The 14811-nt window shown below is 66.1% G+C and carries 14 protein-coding genes; 5 read left to right on the forward strand and 9 right to left on the reverse strand.

Annotated features, from left to right (window positions below):
• Position 1 precedes the first annotated feature (1 nt).
• Positions 2–691: an ABC transporter ATP-binding protein gene (locus IB268_RS15020; RefSeq protein WP_192354488.1), complete on the forward strand. Its 690-nt coding sequence runs from the start codon at positions 2–4 to the stop codon at positions 689–691.
• Positions 679–1893 carry an ABC transporter permease gene (locus tag IB268_RS15025; RefSeq protein WP_192353301.1) on the forward strand — a complete coding sequence of 405 codons (1215 nt, stop codon included), beginning with the start codon at positions 679–681 and terminating at the stop codon, positions 1891–1893. Before IB268_RS15020 ends, IB268_RS15025 begins: the two co-directional genes overlap by 13 nt.
• Positions 1894–1946: 53 nt before the next feature.
• Here the strand turns inward: IB268_RS15025 and IB268_RS15030 are convergent, their stop codons facing one another.
• From IB268_RS15030 to IB268_RS15065, 8 genes are all read right to left on the reverse strand, one after another.
• Complete coding sequence (locus tag IB268_RS15030) at positions 1947–2930, reverse strand: ABC transporter ATP-binding protein (protein WP_192354489.1); 984 nt, start codon at positions 2928–2930, stop codon at positions 1947–1949.
• On the reverse strand, positions 2920–3954 hold the full coding sequence (locus IB268_RS15035) for an ABC transporter ATP-binding protein (RefSeq protein WP_119450505.1): 1035 nt from the start codon (positions 3952–3954) through the stop codon (positions 2920–2922). Before IB268_RS15035 ends, IB268_RS15030 begins: the two co-directional genes overlap by 11 nt.
• Positions 3951–5438, reverse strand: coding sequence for an amidohydrolase family protein (locus IB268_RS15040; RefSeq protein ID WP_054451144.1), 1488 nt, complete (start codon positions 5436–5438; stop codon positions 3951–3953). The genes IB268_RS15035 and IB268_RS15040 overlap by 4 nt, the downstream gene beginning before the upstream one ends.
• The gene (locus IB268_RS15045; RefSeq protein ID WP_054451143.1) at positions 5438–6631 is read right to left on the reverse strand and encodes an amidohydrolase family protein; all 1194 of its coding nucleotides are present in this window, start codon (positions 6629–6631) and stop codon (positions 5438–5440) included. The genes IB268_RS15040 and IB268_RS15045 overlap by 1 nt, the downstream gene beginning before the upstream one ends.
• A gap of 24 nt (positions 6632–6655) precedes the next feature.
• Positions 6656–7597: an ABC transporter permease gene (locus IB268_RS15050; RefSeq protein ID WP_192354490.1), complete on the reverse strand. Its 942-nt coding sequence runs from the start codon at positions 7595–7597 to the stop codon at positions 6656–6658.
• Complete coding sequence (locus IB268_RS15055; protein WP_054451141.1) at positions 7587–8579, reverse strand: ABC transporter permease; 993 nt, start codon at positions 8577–8579, stop codon at positions 7587–7589. Before IB268_RS15055 ends, IB268_RS15050 begins: the two co-directional genes overlap by 11 nt.
• A gap of 62 nt (positions 8580–8641) precedes the next feature.
• The gene (locus tag IB268_RS15060; protein WP_119450508.1) at positions 8642–10219 is read right to left on the reverse strand and encodes an ABC transporter substrate-binding protein; all 1578 of its coding nucleotides are present in this window, start codon (positions 10217–10219) and stop codon (positions 8642–8644) included.
• A 74-nt stretch (positions 10220–10293) separates the two neighbouring features.
• The gene (locus tag IB268_RS15065) at positions 10294–11049 is read right to left on the reverse strand and encodes an aspartate/glutamate racemase family protein (protein WP_192330071.1); all 756 of its coding nucleotides are present in this window, start codon (positions 11047–11049) and stop codon (positions 10294–10296) included.
• Between the two features lie 249 nt (positions 11050–11298).
• Between IB268_RS15065 and IB268_RS15070 the strand changes: the two genes are divergently transcribed.
• A complete protein-coding gene (locus tag IB268_RS15070) occupies positions 11299–12018 on the forward strand; it encodes a GntR family transcriptional regulator (RefSeq protein WP_054451138.1) in 720 nt (239 codons plus the stop codon).
• Between the two features lie 61 nt (positions 12019–12079).
• Here IB268_RS15070 and IB268_RS15075 read toward each other — a convergent pair whose 3' ends face one another.
• Complete coding sequence (locus IB268_RS15075) at positions 12080–12370, reverse strand: DUF3579 domain-containing protein (protein ID WP_013392635.1); 291 nt, start codon at positions 12368–12370, stop codon at positions 12080–12082.
• A 219-nt stretch (positions 12371–12589) separates the two neighbouring features.
• Here IB268_RS15075 and IB268_RS15080 point away from each other — a divergent pair, with 219 nt between their 5' ends.
• Both IB268_RS15080 and argF read left to right on the forward strand, forming a co-directional pair.
• Complete coding sequence (locus IB268_RS15080; RefSeq protein WP_054451137.1) at positions 12590–13771, forward strand: aspartate aminotransferase family protein; 1182 nt, start codon at positions 12590–12592, stop codon at positions 13769–13771.
• Between the two features lie 58 nt (positions 13772–13829).
• On the forward strand, positions 13830–14771 hold the full coding sequence (gene argF / locus IB268_RS15085) for an ornithine carbamoyltransferase (protein WP_054451338.1): 942 nt from the start codon (positions 13830–13832) through the stop codon (positions 14769–14771).
• Positions 14772–14811: the final 40 nt, after the last annotated feature.

A 14811-nucleotide genomic window follows, 5' to 3' on the forward strand; every position in this document is an offset into this window, starting at 1 on the left:
AATGCTGAAACTGGATCGGATCAGCAAGGCCTACCACAATGGCAGCGGTACAGTACCTGTGCTGCAAGACGTTTGCCTCGAGGTCGGCGCTGGCGAAATGTGCGCCATCATCGGAGCCTCCGGGTCGGGCAAGAGCACGTTGCTCAACATCATGGGGTTGCTCGACGCGCCGGATAGCGGCGCCGTGCTCTACCGGGGGAAGCCCGTGCATGATGCGGACTTGAAGACGCGAGCCAACCTGCGCAATCGCCACATCGGATTCGTATTCCAAGCCTTCAATCTGCTGCCACGCATGAGCGCACTCGACAACGTCGGCCTTCCCCTGCTCTACCGCGGCATCGGCAAGTCCGAGCGCCGCCGACGGGCACAGCGCTGGCTGGAGCGCGTCGGGTTGGCCGATCGCGCGGAGCACCTGCCGGACTCGCTATCCGGCGGACAGAAGCAGCGAGTCGCCATTGCGCGGGCCCTGGTCGGAGCGCCGCAGCTCGTGCTCGCCGATGAACCCACCGGCAACCTTGATCAGAAGGCGGCGCAGGACATTCTCAGCCTACTGGGCGAACTGAGCCGGGAGTCCGGCGTCGCGGTCGTCATCGTGACCCACGACCCTGCCATCAGCGTCAAGTGTCAGCGGGAAATCGTGGTCAGTCACGGGCGGGTCGTTGTTCGCGAGAGTGCGCCATGGCGTGGATGAATTTCCCGCGCGCAACCGGCTCCTTGCGCGCCATTGTCGAGGATGCCATCGACAATATGCGCGCGGTTCGGCAACGCACCCTGCTTTCCCTGATCGGCATAGCCATCGGCGCTGCGGCCGTCGTGGCGCTCTTGAACATCGGAGAGAACACCTCGGACGAGGCTGCGCGCCAATTCAAGTCGATGGGGACGGACCTCATCATTGTTCAGGACAGCCCCACCCTCGGCGGACAGCGCAAAGCCCCTCCACTCAGGAGCGAAGACGCACAAGAAATGGCAAAGAGTATCGCTGGGGTTTCCCTGGCCGCTCCGCTATCGACGACGCCAGTCAAGACCGGCACAGGAGGAAAGTTGCTCGACGCGACGGCCATTGGCACCACGGAACACCTGATGACCGCAGCTCGGCTGGAACTCGCCCGCGGCCGATTCATTTCCCACCGGGATGGATTGAACACCGTGGTGGTGGTCGGAGGAAATCTGGCTACGCAACTCGTCGGCGGCGGCACAGAGCTGGCGCTGGGCGATGAGATCCGCATGGACAACTACCGCTATACGGTCGTGGGAGTCCTGCGTAGTGCTCCACGCAACCCACTACTGCCGTTCGATCTCGACAACGCCCTGATTCTGCCGATCAAGGCGGATCGCCGCGCGAACTCCGCGACCGGAGCGTTATCCAACATCCTGCTGCGCGTTGCCGAGGGCCACGACCCTCTGCATGCGCTCACCGAGGTCTCCTCGTTTCTTCAGCGCAAGGGCAGCAACGCCCAGGCGCAGGGAGCGCTGCTGCTGCTCGACGGCATGCGGCAGCAAGGGCAGATGTTCAAATGGATGCTGGGTGGAGTGGCCTGCATCTCGCTGCTTGTTGGCGGCATTGGCATCATGAACGTCATGCTGGCCGGTATCGCCGAACGACGCCGCGAGATCGGGCTGCGCATGGCCATCGGCGCCGACCAGTGGGGCGTCATGACAATGATCGTCACGGAGGCAGTCAGCCTCTCGTTCGTGGGAGGCGGAGCAGGCACCCTGCTCGGCATGTTCGCCTCCGTGCTCTACGCGTGGTTCACAGGCTGGGAGCCTACGCTATCGGCTCTGGCGGCACTTCTCGGGTTCGGCATGTCGCTTTTGACCGGATTTTTCTTCGGTATCTACCCCGCCTTTGCAGCCTCGAAATTGAGTCCGATTGAAGCACTCAGATCCGACTGAAACCGGCTCATCCACGGCGCGGTTGGCGCCCTAAGAACCGATCTTCGACCAGATCACGCGGCGCGCACTACATCCCACGTCACGGCATGACACCGTAACTGCCGCCCGCCCACCCCGACAACCACCGGCGCCTCCACCTTGCACTGCTCCCGCGCCATCGAACACCGAGGATGAAACGTACACCCCGACGGCGGCAAGATGGGATTAGGCACCTCACCCCCCATCGGCTCCCGATCCCGCCGCGGATCATCCAGGTCCGGAATCGTATCCAGCAGCATCCGCGTATACGGATGCTGTGGCGAGTCGAACAGCTGATCCGCAGGCGCCTGCTCCACGATGCGCCCCAGATACATCACCGCCACGCTGTCCGACACGTGCCGCACCACCGACAGGTTGTGGCTGATGAACACATAAGTCAGCCCGAACTCCTTCTGCAGATCCCCCATCAGGTTCAGGATCTGCGCCTGCACCGACACATCCAACGCCGAGGTCGGTTCATCGCACACCAGGAATTCCGCCTCCGTCGCCAGCGCCCGCGCGATCGAAATCCGCTGGCGCTGGCCGCCCGAAAACTCGTGCGGAAAGCGGCCGGCGTCGCTGGCGGACAGGCCAACCAGTTCCAGCAGCTCGTCCACCCTCCGTCGCGTTTCCGCCGGCGTGGCTCGCAAGCCCTGCGTCGTGATCGGTTCGGCCACGATATTGCCCACCCGCCAGCGCGGATTCAGGCTGGCGTAGGGGTCCTGGAAGATCATCTGCGGATGCAGCACGCCGCCCTTGCGGTTGCGCCCGTAGCGCAGCGTTCCGCGCGTCGGCGCCACCAGCCCAACCAGCAGCTTCGCCAGCGTGGACTTGCCGCAGCCCGATTCGCCCACAATGCTCAAAGTCGTACCGCGCGGCACGGATAGCGACACCCCGTCCACCGCCTTCAAGGTCTGCTCGGGCTGACGCGACAACGTGCGTTCCAGCCAGGGCGGCGACACGTCGAACCAACAGGCCAGGTCATCGGCCCGCAACAACACATCATCGTTAAGCGGCATGGGCGACTCCTCCTTGATGCAGCCAGCAGGCGCTGACGGTGGCGCCGGCCGGAGATGCGGCCAGCGGCGGGCGCTGCTGGCCGCAACGCGGCCCCGCCATCGAGCAACGCGGGTGGAAAGCACAGCCGTCGGGCATGGCGTGCAGGCGCGGCATGGCGCCGTCGATCTGGTTCAGCCGGGCAGCGCGCTGGCGCAGGCCGGGAATCGCATTCATCAGGCCCTGCGTGTACGGATGGCCCGGGCGGCGCAGCACGTCCAGCACCGGTCCGATCTCGACGATGCGCCCCGCATACATCACCGCCACGCGGTCCGCGGTCTCGGCGATCACGCCCATGTCGTGCGTCACCAATAGCACCGAAGTGCCCTGCTCGCGACACAAGCGCCGCAACAGCGCCGTGATCTGCGCCTGCACCGACACGTCCAGCGCCGTGGTGGGCTCGTCGGCGATGATGAGCGCCGGCCGCGCCGCCAGGGCCAGCGCAATCACCACGCGCTGGCGCATGCCACCAGAGAACTGGTGCGGATAGTGATCGATGCGCTTGTCCGCCGCCGGGATGCCCACGGCCAGCAGCAGCTCCAGCGCCCGCTGGCGCGCGGCCTGGGCGCTCACCTTGTCATGGTGGCGGATCGTCTCGACCAACTGGTCGCCCACCGTGAACAGAGGATGCAGGCTGGTCAGCGGATCCTGGAAGATCGCGCCGATTTCCTTGCCGCGCAAACGCTGGCGCGCCTTGGGTGGCAGGTTGTCGATGCGCCTGCCCGCCAGGTGGATCTCGCCGCCGCCCAGCCGCCCGGGCGGCTCCAGCAGGCCGATCACCGCCATGCCGGTCAGCGACTTGCCGGCGCCGGATTCGCCGACCATGCCCAGGATCTCGCCCGGCTGGATGTCGAAACTGATGTCGCGTGTGGCAACCAGGACGCCGTGGCGCGTCGGGAACTCGACCGACAGGCCGCGCACCGACAGGGTCGGCGCGGTGTTGGCCGCGGCCGGCGGCTGCGTGGAGTTGGGAACGAGGGCCATCATGACGGACTCCTTGCGGGACGCGGATAGCTGGAGGAAAAAATCTGCTCGGCCGGCGGATGCCCCCAGGTGCGGTCAGGGTAGCGGGCCACCAGCCCGTCGAACTGCGTCTGCGCCTGCTCTTGCGCCAGGCGCGCATCGAAGCCGGGGATCCGCCCGTCCACCATGACGAAGCGGCCGTCGATCACGACCTGCGATACGTCGCGCCCGCTGCCGCTCACCATCAGCGTCTGGATGGGATCGATCAGCTGGCCGTTGCGGTCGTGCGAAAAATCGAACACCACGATGTCGGCCTTGGCGCCCACGGCCAGCCGGCCCAGGTCCGGACGGCCCAGGGCGTCAGCCCCGCCCACGGTGGCGGCGTCGTAGTAGTCCTCGGAGCGGACCGCCTCGGTCGAGCCGTCGGCCACCCGGCACAGCATCATGCCCACCTGCATGTTCAGAACCATGTCGGGCGGCCAGGTGTCCGTGCCCATGCCGATGTTCACGCCCAGCTTGCGGTAGCGCGCGAACGATTCCAGCGTGGCGCCATGTCGCCCCGACACCAGCGGGCAATGCACGATGCTGGCGCCGGCGTCGCGGATGATCTCCAGGTCGCGCCCGGGCCGCTCGATATGGCGCGAACCCGACACATAAGTGCCATGCGGCAGCAAAGCGCGCTCGGACAGGAAGTCCAGGCTTTGCAGCCATTCCGGCGGGCTCATGCCATGCTGCTCCAGCACCAGGTCGTACTCCAGGCGCGACTGGCAGCAATGCAGCCGGATCGGGATATTCCGCTCGCGCGCCGCCGCAGCTGATGCGCGCAACAGCGCAGGCGTGCAGGTTTCGATGCGGTCGGGCGACAGCATGGCGCGCACGCGGCCGTTGTGACGGCCTTCGATTTCGTCGCAGAAGGCCAGGGCCGCCTCCAGTCCCGCCAAGCCGCGCGCCTCGTCGTAATGACAGCGGATCGTGCCGCCGGCGTCCACATATGTATGGCCGCTGCGATAGGCCGGTCCCAGGTAGACGCGCAGGCCCAGCTCGCCGGCGGCATTGGCCGCAGACAGGAATTCATCGCGGGTCTCGCCCCACACGCGGTAGAACAGCGACGCGATCGGCAGCGCCGTCGTGATGCCGTTGCGTATCAGCTGGGCAAACGCGTAGCGCTTCTGGAATGCGAGTTCGGCCGCCGTGTACATCTCGTACGGCCCCCGCTTCATGTAGGTCTCGGGCCAGATGCGGCCCTTCTTCCAGGCGGGCGAGTTGTCGAAGCCCAGGATGGTCGTGTCCAGGTCGGACAGCGCATCCAGGTCCACGAAACCCGGGCCGATCAGCGCCCGGCCATAGTCGCGACGCTGCGCGACCTGCCCCGGGTAGCGGTGGCCGACGTAGACGATGCGGTCGCCCTCGAACACCACCTCGCCGTTCTCGTACAGGCAATGGCGGCCGTTCTCGTGGCCCACCACCCAGCGGGCGGTCAGCAGGATGGGACCTTGCGGCGCGCTCATCACGGCGCCTCCGCCAGCGCCCGGCCGTTGCGCGCGACCACGCGCCCGCCCTTGACGACCAGCTTGCGTTGCGGGCGCGATACGATCGCTTCGGCCACCGTCTCGGCGTCCACCAGCACGAAGTCGGCGTGGCAGCCTGGCGCCAAACCGTAGTCGGACAGGCCCATGACCTGCGCATTGCCGTAGGTCGCCACGTGCAGCGCCAGATCCAGCTCGTCGTCGCGACGGAAGTTGTTGCGCAGGCCCACCAGCATGGTCCGTTCCAGCATGTCGGGCTTGCCGTAGGGACCCCAGGTATCGCGCATGCCGTCGTTGCCCGTGCAGACCGTGACGCCGGCCGCGTGCAGCTTCGCTACATTGGGCACCGGCCGCGAGGCCGAGCCCGTGGTCATGATGTGCACGCCGGCCTTCAGCAAACCTTCCGTCAGGGCCTGCACCGCCTGCGTGTCGGGCATGCCCAGACAGAAGGAATGCGACAGCGTGACCTTGCCCTGCATGCCCAGCGCCAGCACCCGGTCTATGGTCATCTGCATCGAGAACGCGCCGAGTTCGCCCGCTTCGTGCAGATGGATGTCGATGGGCTTTCCATGCCGCTGTGCAAGCCCGAAGATGGCGTCCAGATGGCCCTTGGGATCGCGGTCCATGCCGGCCGGGTCCAGCCCGCCCACCACTTCCGCGCCCATGCGCAAGGCCTCGTCCATCAGTTCCAGCGTGCCCGGGCGGATCAGCAGCCCGCTCTGCGGGAACGCGACGATCTCCACGTCGATCTGGTCGCGATACTGTTCGCGCGCGCGCATCACGCCTTCGATCGCGCCCAGTCCGATGTCCGTGTCCACGTCCACATGGCTGCGGATATGGCTGGTGCCGTCGCCGATCGACATCACCAACTGGCGGGCCGACTGGCGGTACGGATCGATGCCCAGGCGCTTCTTCTCGGCGCGCTCGTTCTCGATCTTGTCGATCAGGCGCGGGCCGACCTCGTTGCGGTACCAGGGCATGCCGTACATGGTCTTGTCCAGGTGCGCGTGGGCGTCGATCAGGCCCGGCAGCATCAGCGCGCCGCCCCCGTCCACCACCGGCACGCCGGCGGGCGCCGGCCCGCCCAGCGCCTGGATGCGGCCGTCGCGCACCAACACCGAGGTCATCTCGCCGCCGGCCGGGCGGACTTGGGTATACAGCGTTGCGTTTTCCATGGTTCTACTCTTGTCGGTTTGCGTTCAGCGCAGGCGGGGGTTCAGGGCGTCGCGCAGCCAGTCGCCCAGCAGGTTCACCACCAGCACGATCAGGCTCAGGTACAGCGCGGGAAACACCACCACCCACCACTGCCCCGAAAACAGGAACTGGTTGCCCAGGCGGATCAGCGTGCCCAGCGACGGTTCGGTGGGCGGCATGCCCACGCCCAGGAAGCTGAGCGTGGCCTCGATCAGGATCGCCAGGCCCAGGTTCAGGGTGGCCGTCACCATGACCGGCGTCAGCGTGTTGGGCAGGATGTGCGTCAGCATGATGCGCAGCGAACTCACGCGGATCAGGCGCGCCGCCTGCACGTATTCCTTGCCGCGCTCCACCAGGGCCGAAGCCCGCACCGTACGCGCGTATTGCACCCAGTTGGTCATGGAGATGGCCAGGATCAGGATCACGGCCGACAACGTTTCACGCATGCCGGGCGGCAACAGCTGGCGGAATACCGCCGTCACCAAAATCGCGACCAGGATCGTCGGGATGCTCAGCAGCGTGTCACCCAGGCGCATCAGCGCGTTGTCGACCCAGCCGCCGAAATAGCCCGCCGCCAGCCCCACCAGCAGGCCGATGGCCAGCGACAGCACCACCGTGGCCAACCCGATCACCAGCGACATGCGCGAGCCGTACAGGATGGCGGACCAGACATCGCGGCCCTGCGTGTCCGTGCCCAGCAGGAACTGCAGGTCCGAGCCGGCCTCCCACACAGGCGGCAGCTCCGCGTTCAACAGGTCCAGCTGCGCCAGGTCGTAGGGATTCTGCGGCGCGATCCAGGGCGCGAACACGGCCAGCAGCACCACCGCCAGCAGCACGATGCCCGCGCCCATGGCCACATAGTCCTGCCTCAAACTCCACCAGAGGTCGCTCTGCAGGAAGCGGGCAAGCCGGCCCTGCCCCGTTGCGGAAAATGGCTTAGTGAGCATTGGCGCCTCCCTTGACGTGCTGGCTGCGCAGGCGCGGGTCGACCACGCCGTACATCATGTCCACCAGCGTGTTCAGCGCCACGAAAATGAAGGACACGATCACCAGATAGGCGGCCATGACGGGGATGTCCACGAACATGACCGATTGGATGAACAGCAGCCCCATGCCGGGCCACTGGAAGACCGTTTCGGTAATCAGCGCGAAGGCGATCAGGTTGCCGATCTGCATGCCGGTCACGGTGATCACCGGCATCAGGCAGTTGCGCAGAGCCAGCCGGAAATGCACGATGCGATCCGGCAGGCCGCGCGCGCGGGCGAACTTGATGAACTCGGTGCGCAGCGTCTCCAGCATCTCGGCCCGCACCAGGCGCATGATGAGCGTGATCTGGAACAGCGCCAGCGTGATGGACGGCAGCACCAGCGCGGCGCGGCCCGAGGGCGTGAGCAGGCCGGTGGTCCACCAGCCGATCTTCACCGTGTCGCCGCGCCCAAAGCCCGGCAGCCAGCCCAGCTGCACCGAGAAGATCAGGATCAGCATGATCCCGACCACGAAGCTGGGCAGCGATATGCCCAGGATGGAAACGAACTGCAGCGCCTGCGCCAGGCGCGACTTGCGGTAGATGGCGGTCAGCACGCCCAGCGGCACGCCGATGACCAGCGACAGCAGGGTCGCCATCAGGACCAGTTCGAACGTGGCGGGGAAGCGTTCGGCCACCAGCGCAAATACGTCCTGCTGGTTGCGGTAGGAAATGCCGAACTCGCCCTGCGCCGCGTTGGTCACGAAGTGCACGAACTGCATGCCCACCGAGGCGTTCAGACCCAGGCGTTCGCGCAATTCATCGCGCTGCGTCTGCGAGGCCTGCTCGTTGAGCATCATGTCGACGGGGTCGCCGACGAACCGGAAAATCACGAAGGCCATCAGCGCCACCGCCAGCATGACGCCGACCGCGTTGAAGACCCGTCTCACTATGAATGCCAGCATGTGCGGCTCCCCTTCAGACCCTAGTCATACGCAGGACCGCCGGCGGGCGGCGGTCCGCGGCGTTACTGCATGCGCACGGTCCACAGGCGCGCCTTGTTGTCCGGCATCTGCAGCACCTCGCCCACGTTCTTGCCCACGGCCCAGGCCATCGGCTGCTGGTGCAGCGGCAGGAAGCGCGCGTCGTCATGCAGCGTCTGCAGCACGTCGGCCATCATCTGCACCCGCTTGGGACGGTCCATCTCGGCCGCGGCCGCGTCGATCCTGGCGTCCAGCGCCGGATCGCCCCACTGGCCCCAGTTGAAGACGCCGGCCGGGCCGCTGCGGCTATGCATCACCTGCAAAAGGATGGACAGCGCGTCGATCTGCGGCTCGTTGGCCCAGCCGTGGATGGTGATGTCGAACTCGCCGCGCGAACGCTTGGGGTTCTGCAGGGAACGCGGCCCGCTGGCCAGCGAGGCCTTCACGCCGATGCGCGCCCACATGGAGGCGGCGGCCTGGCAGATTTCCTCCTCGTTGACGAACATGTCGTTCGAACAGAGCAACGACACCGTGAAGCCGTCCGGGTAGCCGGCCTCGGCCAGCAGCTTCTTGGCGCGCGCGGCGTCGAACGGCAGGCGCTCTTCCTGCTTGGGCTCGTAGCCCGGGATGGACGGCGCCACCAGTGCGCCCGTGGTACGCGACAGGCCGCGCATCACGCGTTTCTGGATCAGCTCCGGCGACAGCGCCATGTACAGCGCCTGGCGCACCTTCAGGTCCTTCAGCGGATTCTTGTCGGTGATGTTGGAGCCGACCAGCTTGTCGCCCAGATTGAAGCCAAAGTACAAGGTGCGCAGCTCGGTCGAGGCTAGCACCTTGACGTTGGACGCCGCGCGCAGCCGGTCCAGGTCCTGCAGCGGCGCGTTCTCGGTGAAGTTGATATCGCCCGACAGCAGCGCCGCCACTCGCGTGGGCGCGGACGCAATGGGCGTGAATTCGATGCGGTCCAGGTTGTGGCGCGGCTTGTCCCACCAGGCGGGGTTGACCACCAGCACGGTGCGCGTGTCCGGGCGGTACGACTCCACCTTGAAGGGGCCGGTGCCGTTGGCGTTATGTGTGGCATAGCCTTCGATCTTCTTGGCGGCGTCGGTGGGCTTCAGGCTGTTGTTGTCCACCAGCCATTGGCGGTTGAAGATGAAGATGTTGGTCAGGTCGTTGAGCATCAGCGGATACGGATGCGTCATTTCGATGTCGACGGTGTAGTCATCGACCTTGCGCACCGCCTTGAAGGCCGGCAGGTTGCCCTTCAGGGGCGAGGCTTCGTCCGAAACCCGCGTCATCGACGCCACCACATCGTCCGCCGAGAACGGCGCGCCATTGTGGAACTTCACCCCCTTGCGCAAATGAAAGCGCAGCACCGTGGGCGACGGCGTCTCCCAGGACTCCGCCAGCGCGGGCGTGATGTTGAACTTGTCGTCATAGCGGATCAGCGCTTCATACACATGGTTCAGGAACGCCAGGTTGAAGGTGCTGCCGTAGGAATACGGATCCAGCGAATCCAGGTCCCGCGCCGCGCCCCACTTCAGCGTGTTGGCGGCGCTGGCCCCCGTGATGGCCGACAGCGCGATCACGGCGCCCGCGGTCCACTTGAGCAAAGTCTTCATGGCTGCAACTCTCCCTTGTGTATCGGTCTGAACTCGCCGGGGTCGGGCCCGGCGCGGTGGGTAAGGCGAAAAGACTAGGAATGCGCGCCCGGACGGATCAGCGACAACCGCTGCGCGCGCTCCAGGGACGCCAGCGCCAGCACCTGGGCCAGGGCGGCGCGATAGGAATCGATGATGGGCACGGCCGGCAGGCGCGGCAGGCTGGGCAGGTAGCCGGCCAGCGCGGCGCCCGCCACGATCACCACGTCCGCCCCCTGCGCCACTGCGGCGTCCAGCGCACGACTGACGTGCAAGGCCGACTCGGCCGAACGCGACACGTAGTCCAGGGCATTGCCCGGCAGGGCCAGGATGCCGGCGCAGCGGGACTCCAGCCCCAACTGGCGGATCTGTTCGCGCAGCATGCCGGGCCAGCGCTGGCCCACCGTCACGATGGCGTAGCGGTCGCCGCGCTGCATGGCGCTCAGGATGGAGGCCTCGGCCATGCCCACCACGGGCACGTCCAGGCGTTCGCGCACCGCGCCGATGCCGGGTTCGCCAAAACAGGCCAGCAGGCAGGCGTCGAATCCGCCGTCAGGCGCCTCGCCTGTCGCGCGCTCCACGACGTCCAGCACGGCATGGGCGGCAACGGCCGCCTCCGCGCGGCTGGCGATGTAGGCGGGGCCGAACCCGGCGGTGACCGCATGGATGCGGACCATGTCCCCGTAAAAGGCCTCGGCCTGGCTGGCCAGGCTGCTCGTCAGTTCGGACGTGGTGTTGCCATTGACCACCAGCAGGCGGTAAGGCGCGGAAAGGGACGGCTCGGTTGCGGCGGCCTGCGGTACAGCGGACATGGATCAGCCTTTGTGAATTTGTATACAAACAATCGAATCATTAAAGAATAATCAGATCTGTTTTGTATAAAAATTTGTATACGATTTATGTCGCCAATGTACTCCGCACAATCTCGCAGACAAGCTATCGCTAACCCTTAGCCCCGGGTGTAGTATGCTTTCCAGCACACAGAAAAATGCGCGCCGGCAGCGCCTGCCGCACCATTCCAACACCCAGAAAAGCGCGCAGGCATAGGAGCCAACAAGAAGATGAAGTCCCTCGCGCCGGCGGCCGACGAGTCTGCCAAGAAAGACATCAGCCGCAACGAAATCGTATACAAAAATTTGCGCAGAGCCATCATCGAGCAGGCTCTGCTTCCCGGCGACAAGCTGCCCGAGGACATCATCGGCGAACGTTTCGGCGTCAGCCGGACCATCGTCCGCAGCGTCCTGACGCGCCTGTTCAGCGAAGGATTGGTGGATTTGCGGCCGAACCGCGGCGCCGCGGTGGCCCGCCCCAGCCTGGAAGAAGCGCACGACATCTTCGAGGCGCGCCGCTGCCTGGAACGCGACGTGGCGCGCCGGCTGTTGCAGCACATCACCGAGGCTGGACTGGCCAGGTTGGAACAGCACGTGGCACAGGAGGAGGAAGCCCGCAAGCGCAACAGCGCCAACGAGTCCATCCGGCTGTCAGGCGAGTTCCATATCCTGATGGCGGAGCTGTCGGGCAATGCGGTGTATGCGCGCTACGTGAACGAGATCGTGTCGCGCTGCTCGCTGATCCTGGCGCTTTACGGCCGGCCGCACTCGAGCGAATGCGCGGTCAGCGAGCACATGGAGATCGTGGCGGGCCTGCGCGCGCGCGACGAGAAGCACGTGCTGCATCTGCTGGAACACCACCTGGAATCGGTGACCGCGCGCGCGCTGCTGACCGCGGACGGCCAGGGCGTGCGCGATATCCGCAAGATCCTGGACCGCTACGGCACCTAGGGGCGTGCGGCGTCCCCCAACGAAAAAGCGCCCGGTGAGGGCGCTTTTTTGGTTGGGGAGGCTAGATTTCGCGCTCTTCCGTCTTGAGGTTATTGTCGCGAGCGAAATCCACCACGAACTTGTACGCCAGCGGTTCCAGATCGCGCAAACGCAGATCGACCACGATCCCGCGCACGCCGTCGATCACGACGGGCAGCACATAGGGCGAATAGGTGAGGTGGTTACCGGCACAGCCGGCGGGCCGGAATTGTGCCATTACGCCGGCGAGCCGTTCCGCCCAATCGCTGGGGCGAAAGCGGCTACCGCTTTCGGTAACGCCATGAATTACGAATTGTCTGACGCGAGTTGCCATGAGTTCTTCACTACAGCGCGCCCTTCACGAAAGCCGGATCTTCGGCGTGATCAAACATGCGCCCTGCGCCGCGAATTGTATATGATTGATCCTTTGCCCTCTTTCAAAAAGCGATTCGCCTGGGAAAACGAGCTGCCGGCGCTGCCAAACCCGGCGGCATCCCACGGGGACTCCGGCTGAGTCCCGGCGCAATCCGCTTCATCCACGGGAGGATCCGCGATGACTTCGCCTCTGGCCAATATCTACGCCCGGCTGCCGGTATCGTTCACGCACGGCCAGGGCGTCTGGCTGTGGGACGCCGAAGGCCGCAAGTACCTGGACGCGCTGGCCGGCATCGGGGTGTCCTGCCTGGGCCACGCCCATCCGAAACTGGTGGCCGCCATCAGCGAGCAGGCCGCCCGCGTCATCCATACCTCGAACATCTACGAAGTGCCGCAGCAGACTGCGTTGGCCGCTCGTCTGACGCAACTGTCGGGCATGCAGGAGGTCGCATTCAACAACAGCGGCTCCGAGGCCAACGAAGCCGCGATCAAGCTGGCGCGCTATTACGCGTACCAGCGCGGCAACAAGCACGCCCACATCATCACGATGGATTCGTCCTGGCATGGCCGCACGCTGGCCACGCTGGCGGCCACGGGCAGCGAAAAGGCGCGCAAGGGCTTCGAGCCCCTGCCCTCGGGCTTCATCCAGGTGCCCTACAACAGCGTGGACGCGGTGCGCGCCGCCGGCGACGCCGAGCCGCGCGTGGCCGCGGTGCTGCTGGAAGTGCTGCAGGGCGAAGGCGGGATCCGCCCCTCCGACATCGCCTATCTGCAGGAAGTGCGCCGGCTGTGCACCGAGCGCGGCTGGCTGCTGATGATCGACGAAGTCCAGTCCGGCATCGGCCGCACCGGCAAATGGTTCGCCCACCAGTGGGCCGATATCGTCCCCGACGTCATGACGCTGGCCAAGGGCCTGGCGGGCGGCGTGCCCATCGGCGCCATGCTGGCCGCCGGCCCGGCCGCGGGCGTATTCACGCCAGGCAGTCATGGCACCACCTTCGGCGGCGGCCCGCTGGTCTGTGCGGCCGGGCTGGCCGTGCTGGATGCGCTGGAATCCGAAAACCTGCTCGCCAACGCCCACGATGTAGGCAATCACCTGAAAGCCGCCCTGGCCGATGCGCTGGCCGGCGTCGCGGGCGTCACCGACATCCGCGGCCGCGGCCTGATGCTGGGCATCGAGCTGGCGCGCCCCTGCGGCGTGCTGGCCCTGCGCGCCATGCAGGCCGGCCTGCTCATCAACGTCACGCGCGACCGCGTGATCCGCATGCTGCCGCCACTGATCCTCAACCGCGACGAAGCCGACCGCATCGTCGCCATCCTGGTTCCGCTCATCCAGGAATTCCTGGCCGAAACACCATAAAATCAACGTCCCGCCCGGGCCATGAGCCTGGCCGGGCCCCATGACCTGCGACATCACCATGACACCTCCCACGACTCAAAACGGCCCGCTGCGGCACTTCCTGCAGTTCAAGGACTTCTCGTCCGCCGAGATCGCCTACGTGCTGGACCGCGCGCGCCTGATCAAGGACAAGTTCAAACGCTACGAACCCCACATGCCGCTGCACGACCGCACGCTGGCAATGGTGTTTGAAAAGGCCAGCACGCGCACCCGCGTGTCGTTCGAGGCCGGCATGTACCAGATGGGAGGTTCGGTCATCAACCTGACCTCCAACGATTCGCAGCTGGGCCGTTCCGAGCCCATCGAAGACACCGCGCGCGTCATCTCGCGCATGGTCGACATCGTCATGATCCGCACGTTCGAGCAGACCCGCATCGAGCGCTTCGCCTCGCACTCGCGCGTGCCGGTGATCAACGGCCTGACCAACGAATTCCACCCCTGCCAGATCCTGGCGGACATCTTCACCTACATCGAGCACCGCGGCCCCATCGCCGGCAAGACGGTGGCCTGGGTGGGCGATGCCAACAACATGGCCTACACCTGGCTGCAAGCCGCGGAAATGCTGGGCTTCACGCTGCACGTGTCCACCCCGGCCGGGTACGAGCTCGAAGCCTCGCGCATCGGCACGCCGCCCGCCACGGTGCTGCGCCAGTTCAAGGATCCCATGGAAGCCTGCAAGGGCGCGCACCTGGTCACCACCGACGTCTGGACCAGCATGGGCTATGAAGCCGAAAACGAAGAGCGCCGCGCCGCTTTCGCCGACTGGTGCGTGGACGCCGAAATGATGGCCGCCGCCGATCCCCAGGCCGTGTTCATGCACTGCCTGCCCGCTCACCGCGGCGAGGAAGTCACCGGCGAAGTCATCGACGGCCCGCAAAGCGTGGTCTGGGACGAAGCCGAAAACCGCCTGCACGTGCAGAAGGCGCTGATGGAATTCCTGCTGCTGGGCCAGATCAAGTAACACCGCCCCCAGACGGAAAAGCCTGCGCATCTTGCGATGC

Origin of the sequence: Achromobacter sp. ACM01 (genome assembly GCF_014851745.1) — a bacterium.
Classification (GTDB): domain Bacteria; phylum Pseudomonadota; class Gammaproteobacteria; order Burkholderiales; family Burkholderiaceae_B; genus Achromobacter; species Achromobacter aegrifaciens.

Bases quoted from the DNA above. Each gene is read 5' to 3' on its own strand.
- IB268_RS15055 (WP_054451141.1), bottom strand. From the start codon at position 8,579: ATGCTGGCATTCATAGTGAGACGGGTCTTCAACGCGGTCGGCGTCATG.
- IB268_RS15060 (WP_119450508.1), bottom strand. From the start codon at position 10,219: ATGAAGACTTTGCTCAAGTGGACCGCGGGCGCCGTGATCGCGCTGTCG.
- IB268_RS15020 (WP_192354488.1), top strand. From the start codon at position 2: ATGCTGAAACTGGATCGGATCAGCAAGGCCTACCACAATGGCAGCGGT.
- IB268_RS15080 (WP_054451137.1), top strand. From the start codon at position 12,590: ATGACTTCGCCTCTGGCCAATATCTACGCCCGGCTGCCGGTATCGTTC.
- IB268_RS15025 (WP_192353301.1), top strand. From the start codon at position 679: ATGGCGTGGATGAATTTCCCGCGCGCAACCGGCTCCTTGCGCGCCATT.
- IB268_RS15050 (WP_192354490.1), bottom strand. From the start codon at position 7,597: ATGCTCACTAAGCCATTTTCCGCAACGGGGCAGGGCCGGCTTGCCCGC.
- IB268_RS15045 (WP_054451143.1), bottom strand. From the start codon at position 6,631: ATGGAAAACGCAACGCTGTATACCCAAGTCCGCCCGGCCGGCGGCGAG.
- IB268_RS15035 (WP_119450505.1), bottom strand. From the start codon at position 3,954: ATGATGGCCCTCGTTCCCAACTCCACGCAGCCGCCGGCCGCGGCCAAC.
- argF (WP_054451338.1), top strand. From the start codon at position 13,830: ATGACACCTCCCACGACTCAAAACGGCCCGCTGCGGCACTTCCTGCAG.
- IB268_RS15075 (WP_013392635.1), bottom strand. From the start codon at position 12,370: ATGGCAACTCGCGTCAGACAATTCGTAATTCATGGCGTTACCGAAAGC.
- IB268_RS15065 (WP_192330071.1), bottom strand. From the start codon at position 11,049: ATGTCCGCTGTACCGCAGGCCGCCGCAACCGAGCCGTCCCTTTCCGCG.
- IB268_RS15070 (WP_054451138.1), top strand. From the start codon at position 11,299: ATGAAGTCCCTCGCGCCGGCGGCCGACGAGTCTGCCAAGAAAGACATC.
- IB268_RS15040 (WP_054451144.1), bottom strand. From the start codon at position 5,438: ATGAGCGCGCCGCAAGGTCCCATCCTGCTGACCGCCCGCTGGGTGGTG.
- IB268_RS15030 (WP_192354489.1), bottom strand. From the start codon at position 2,930: ATGCCGCTTAACGATGATGTGTTGTTGCGGGCCGATGACCTGGCCTGT.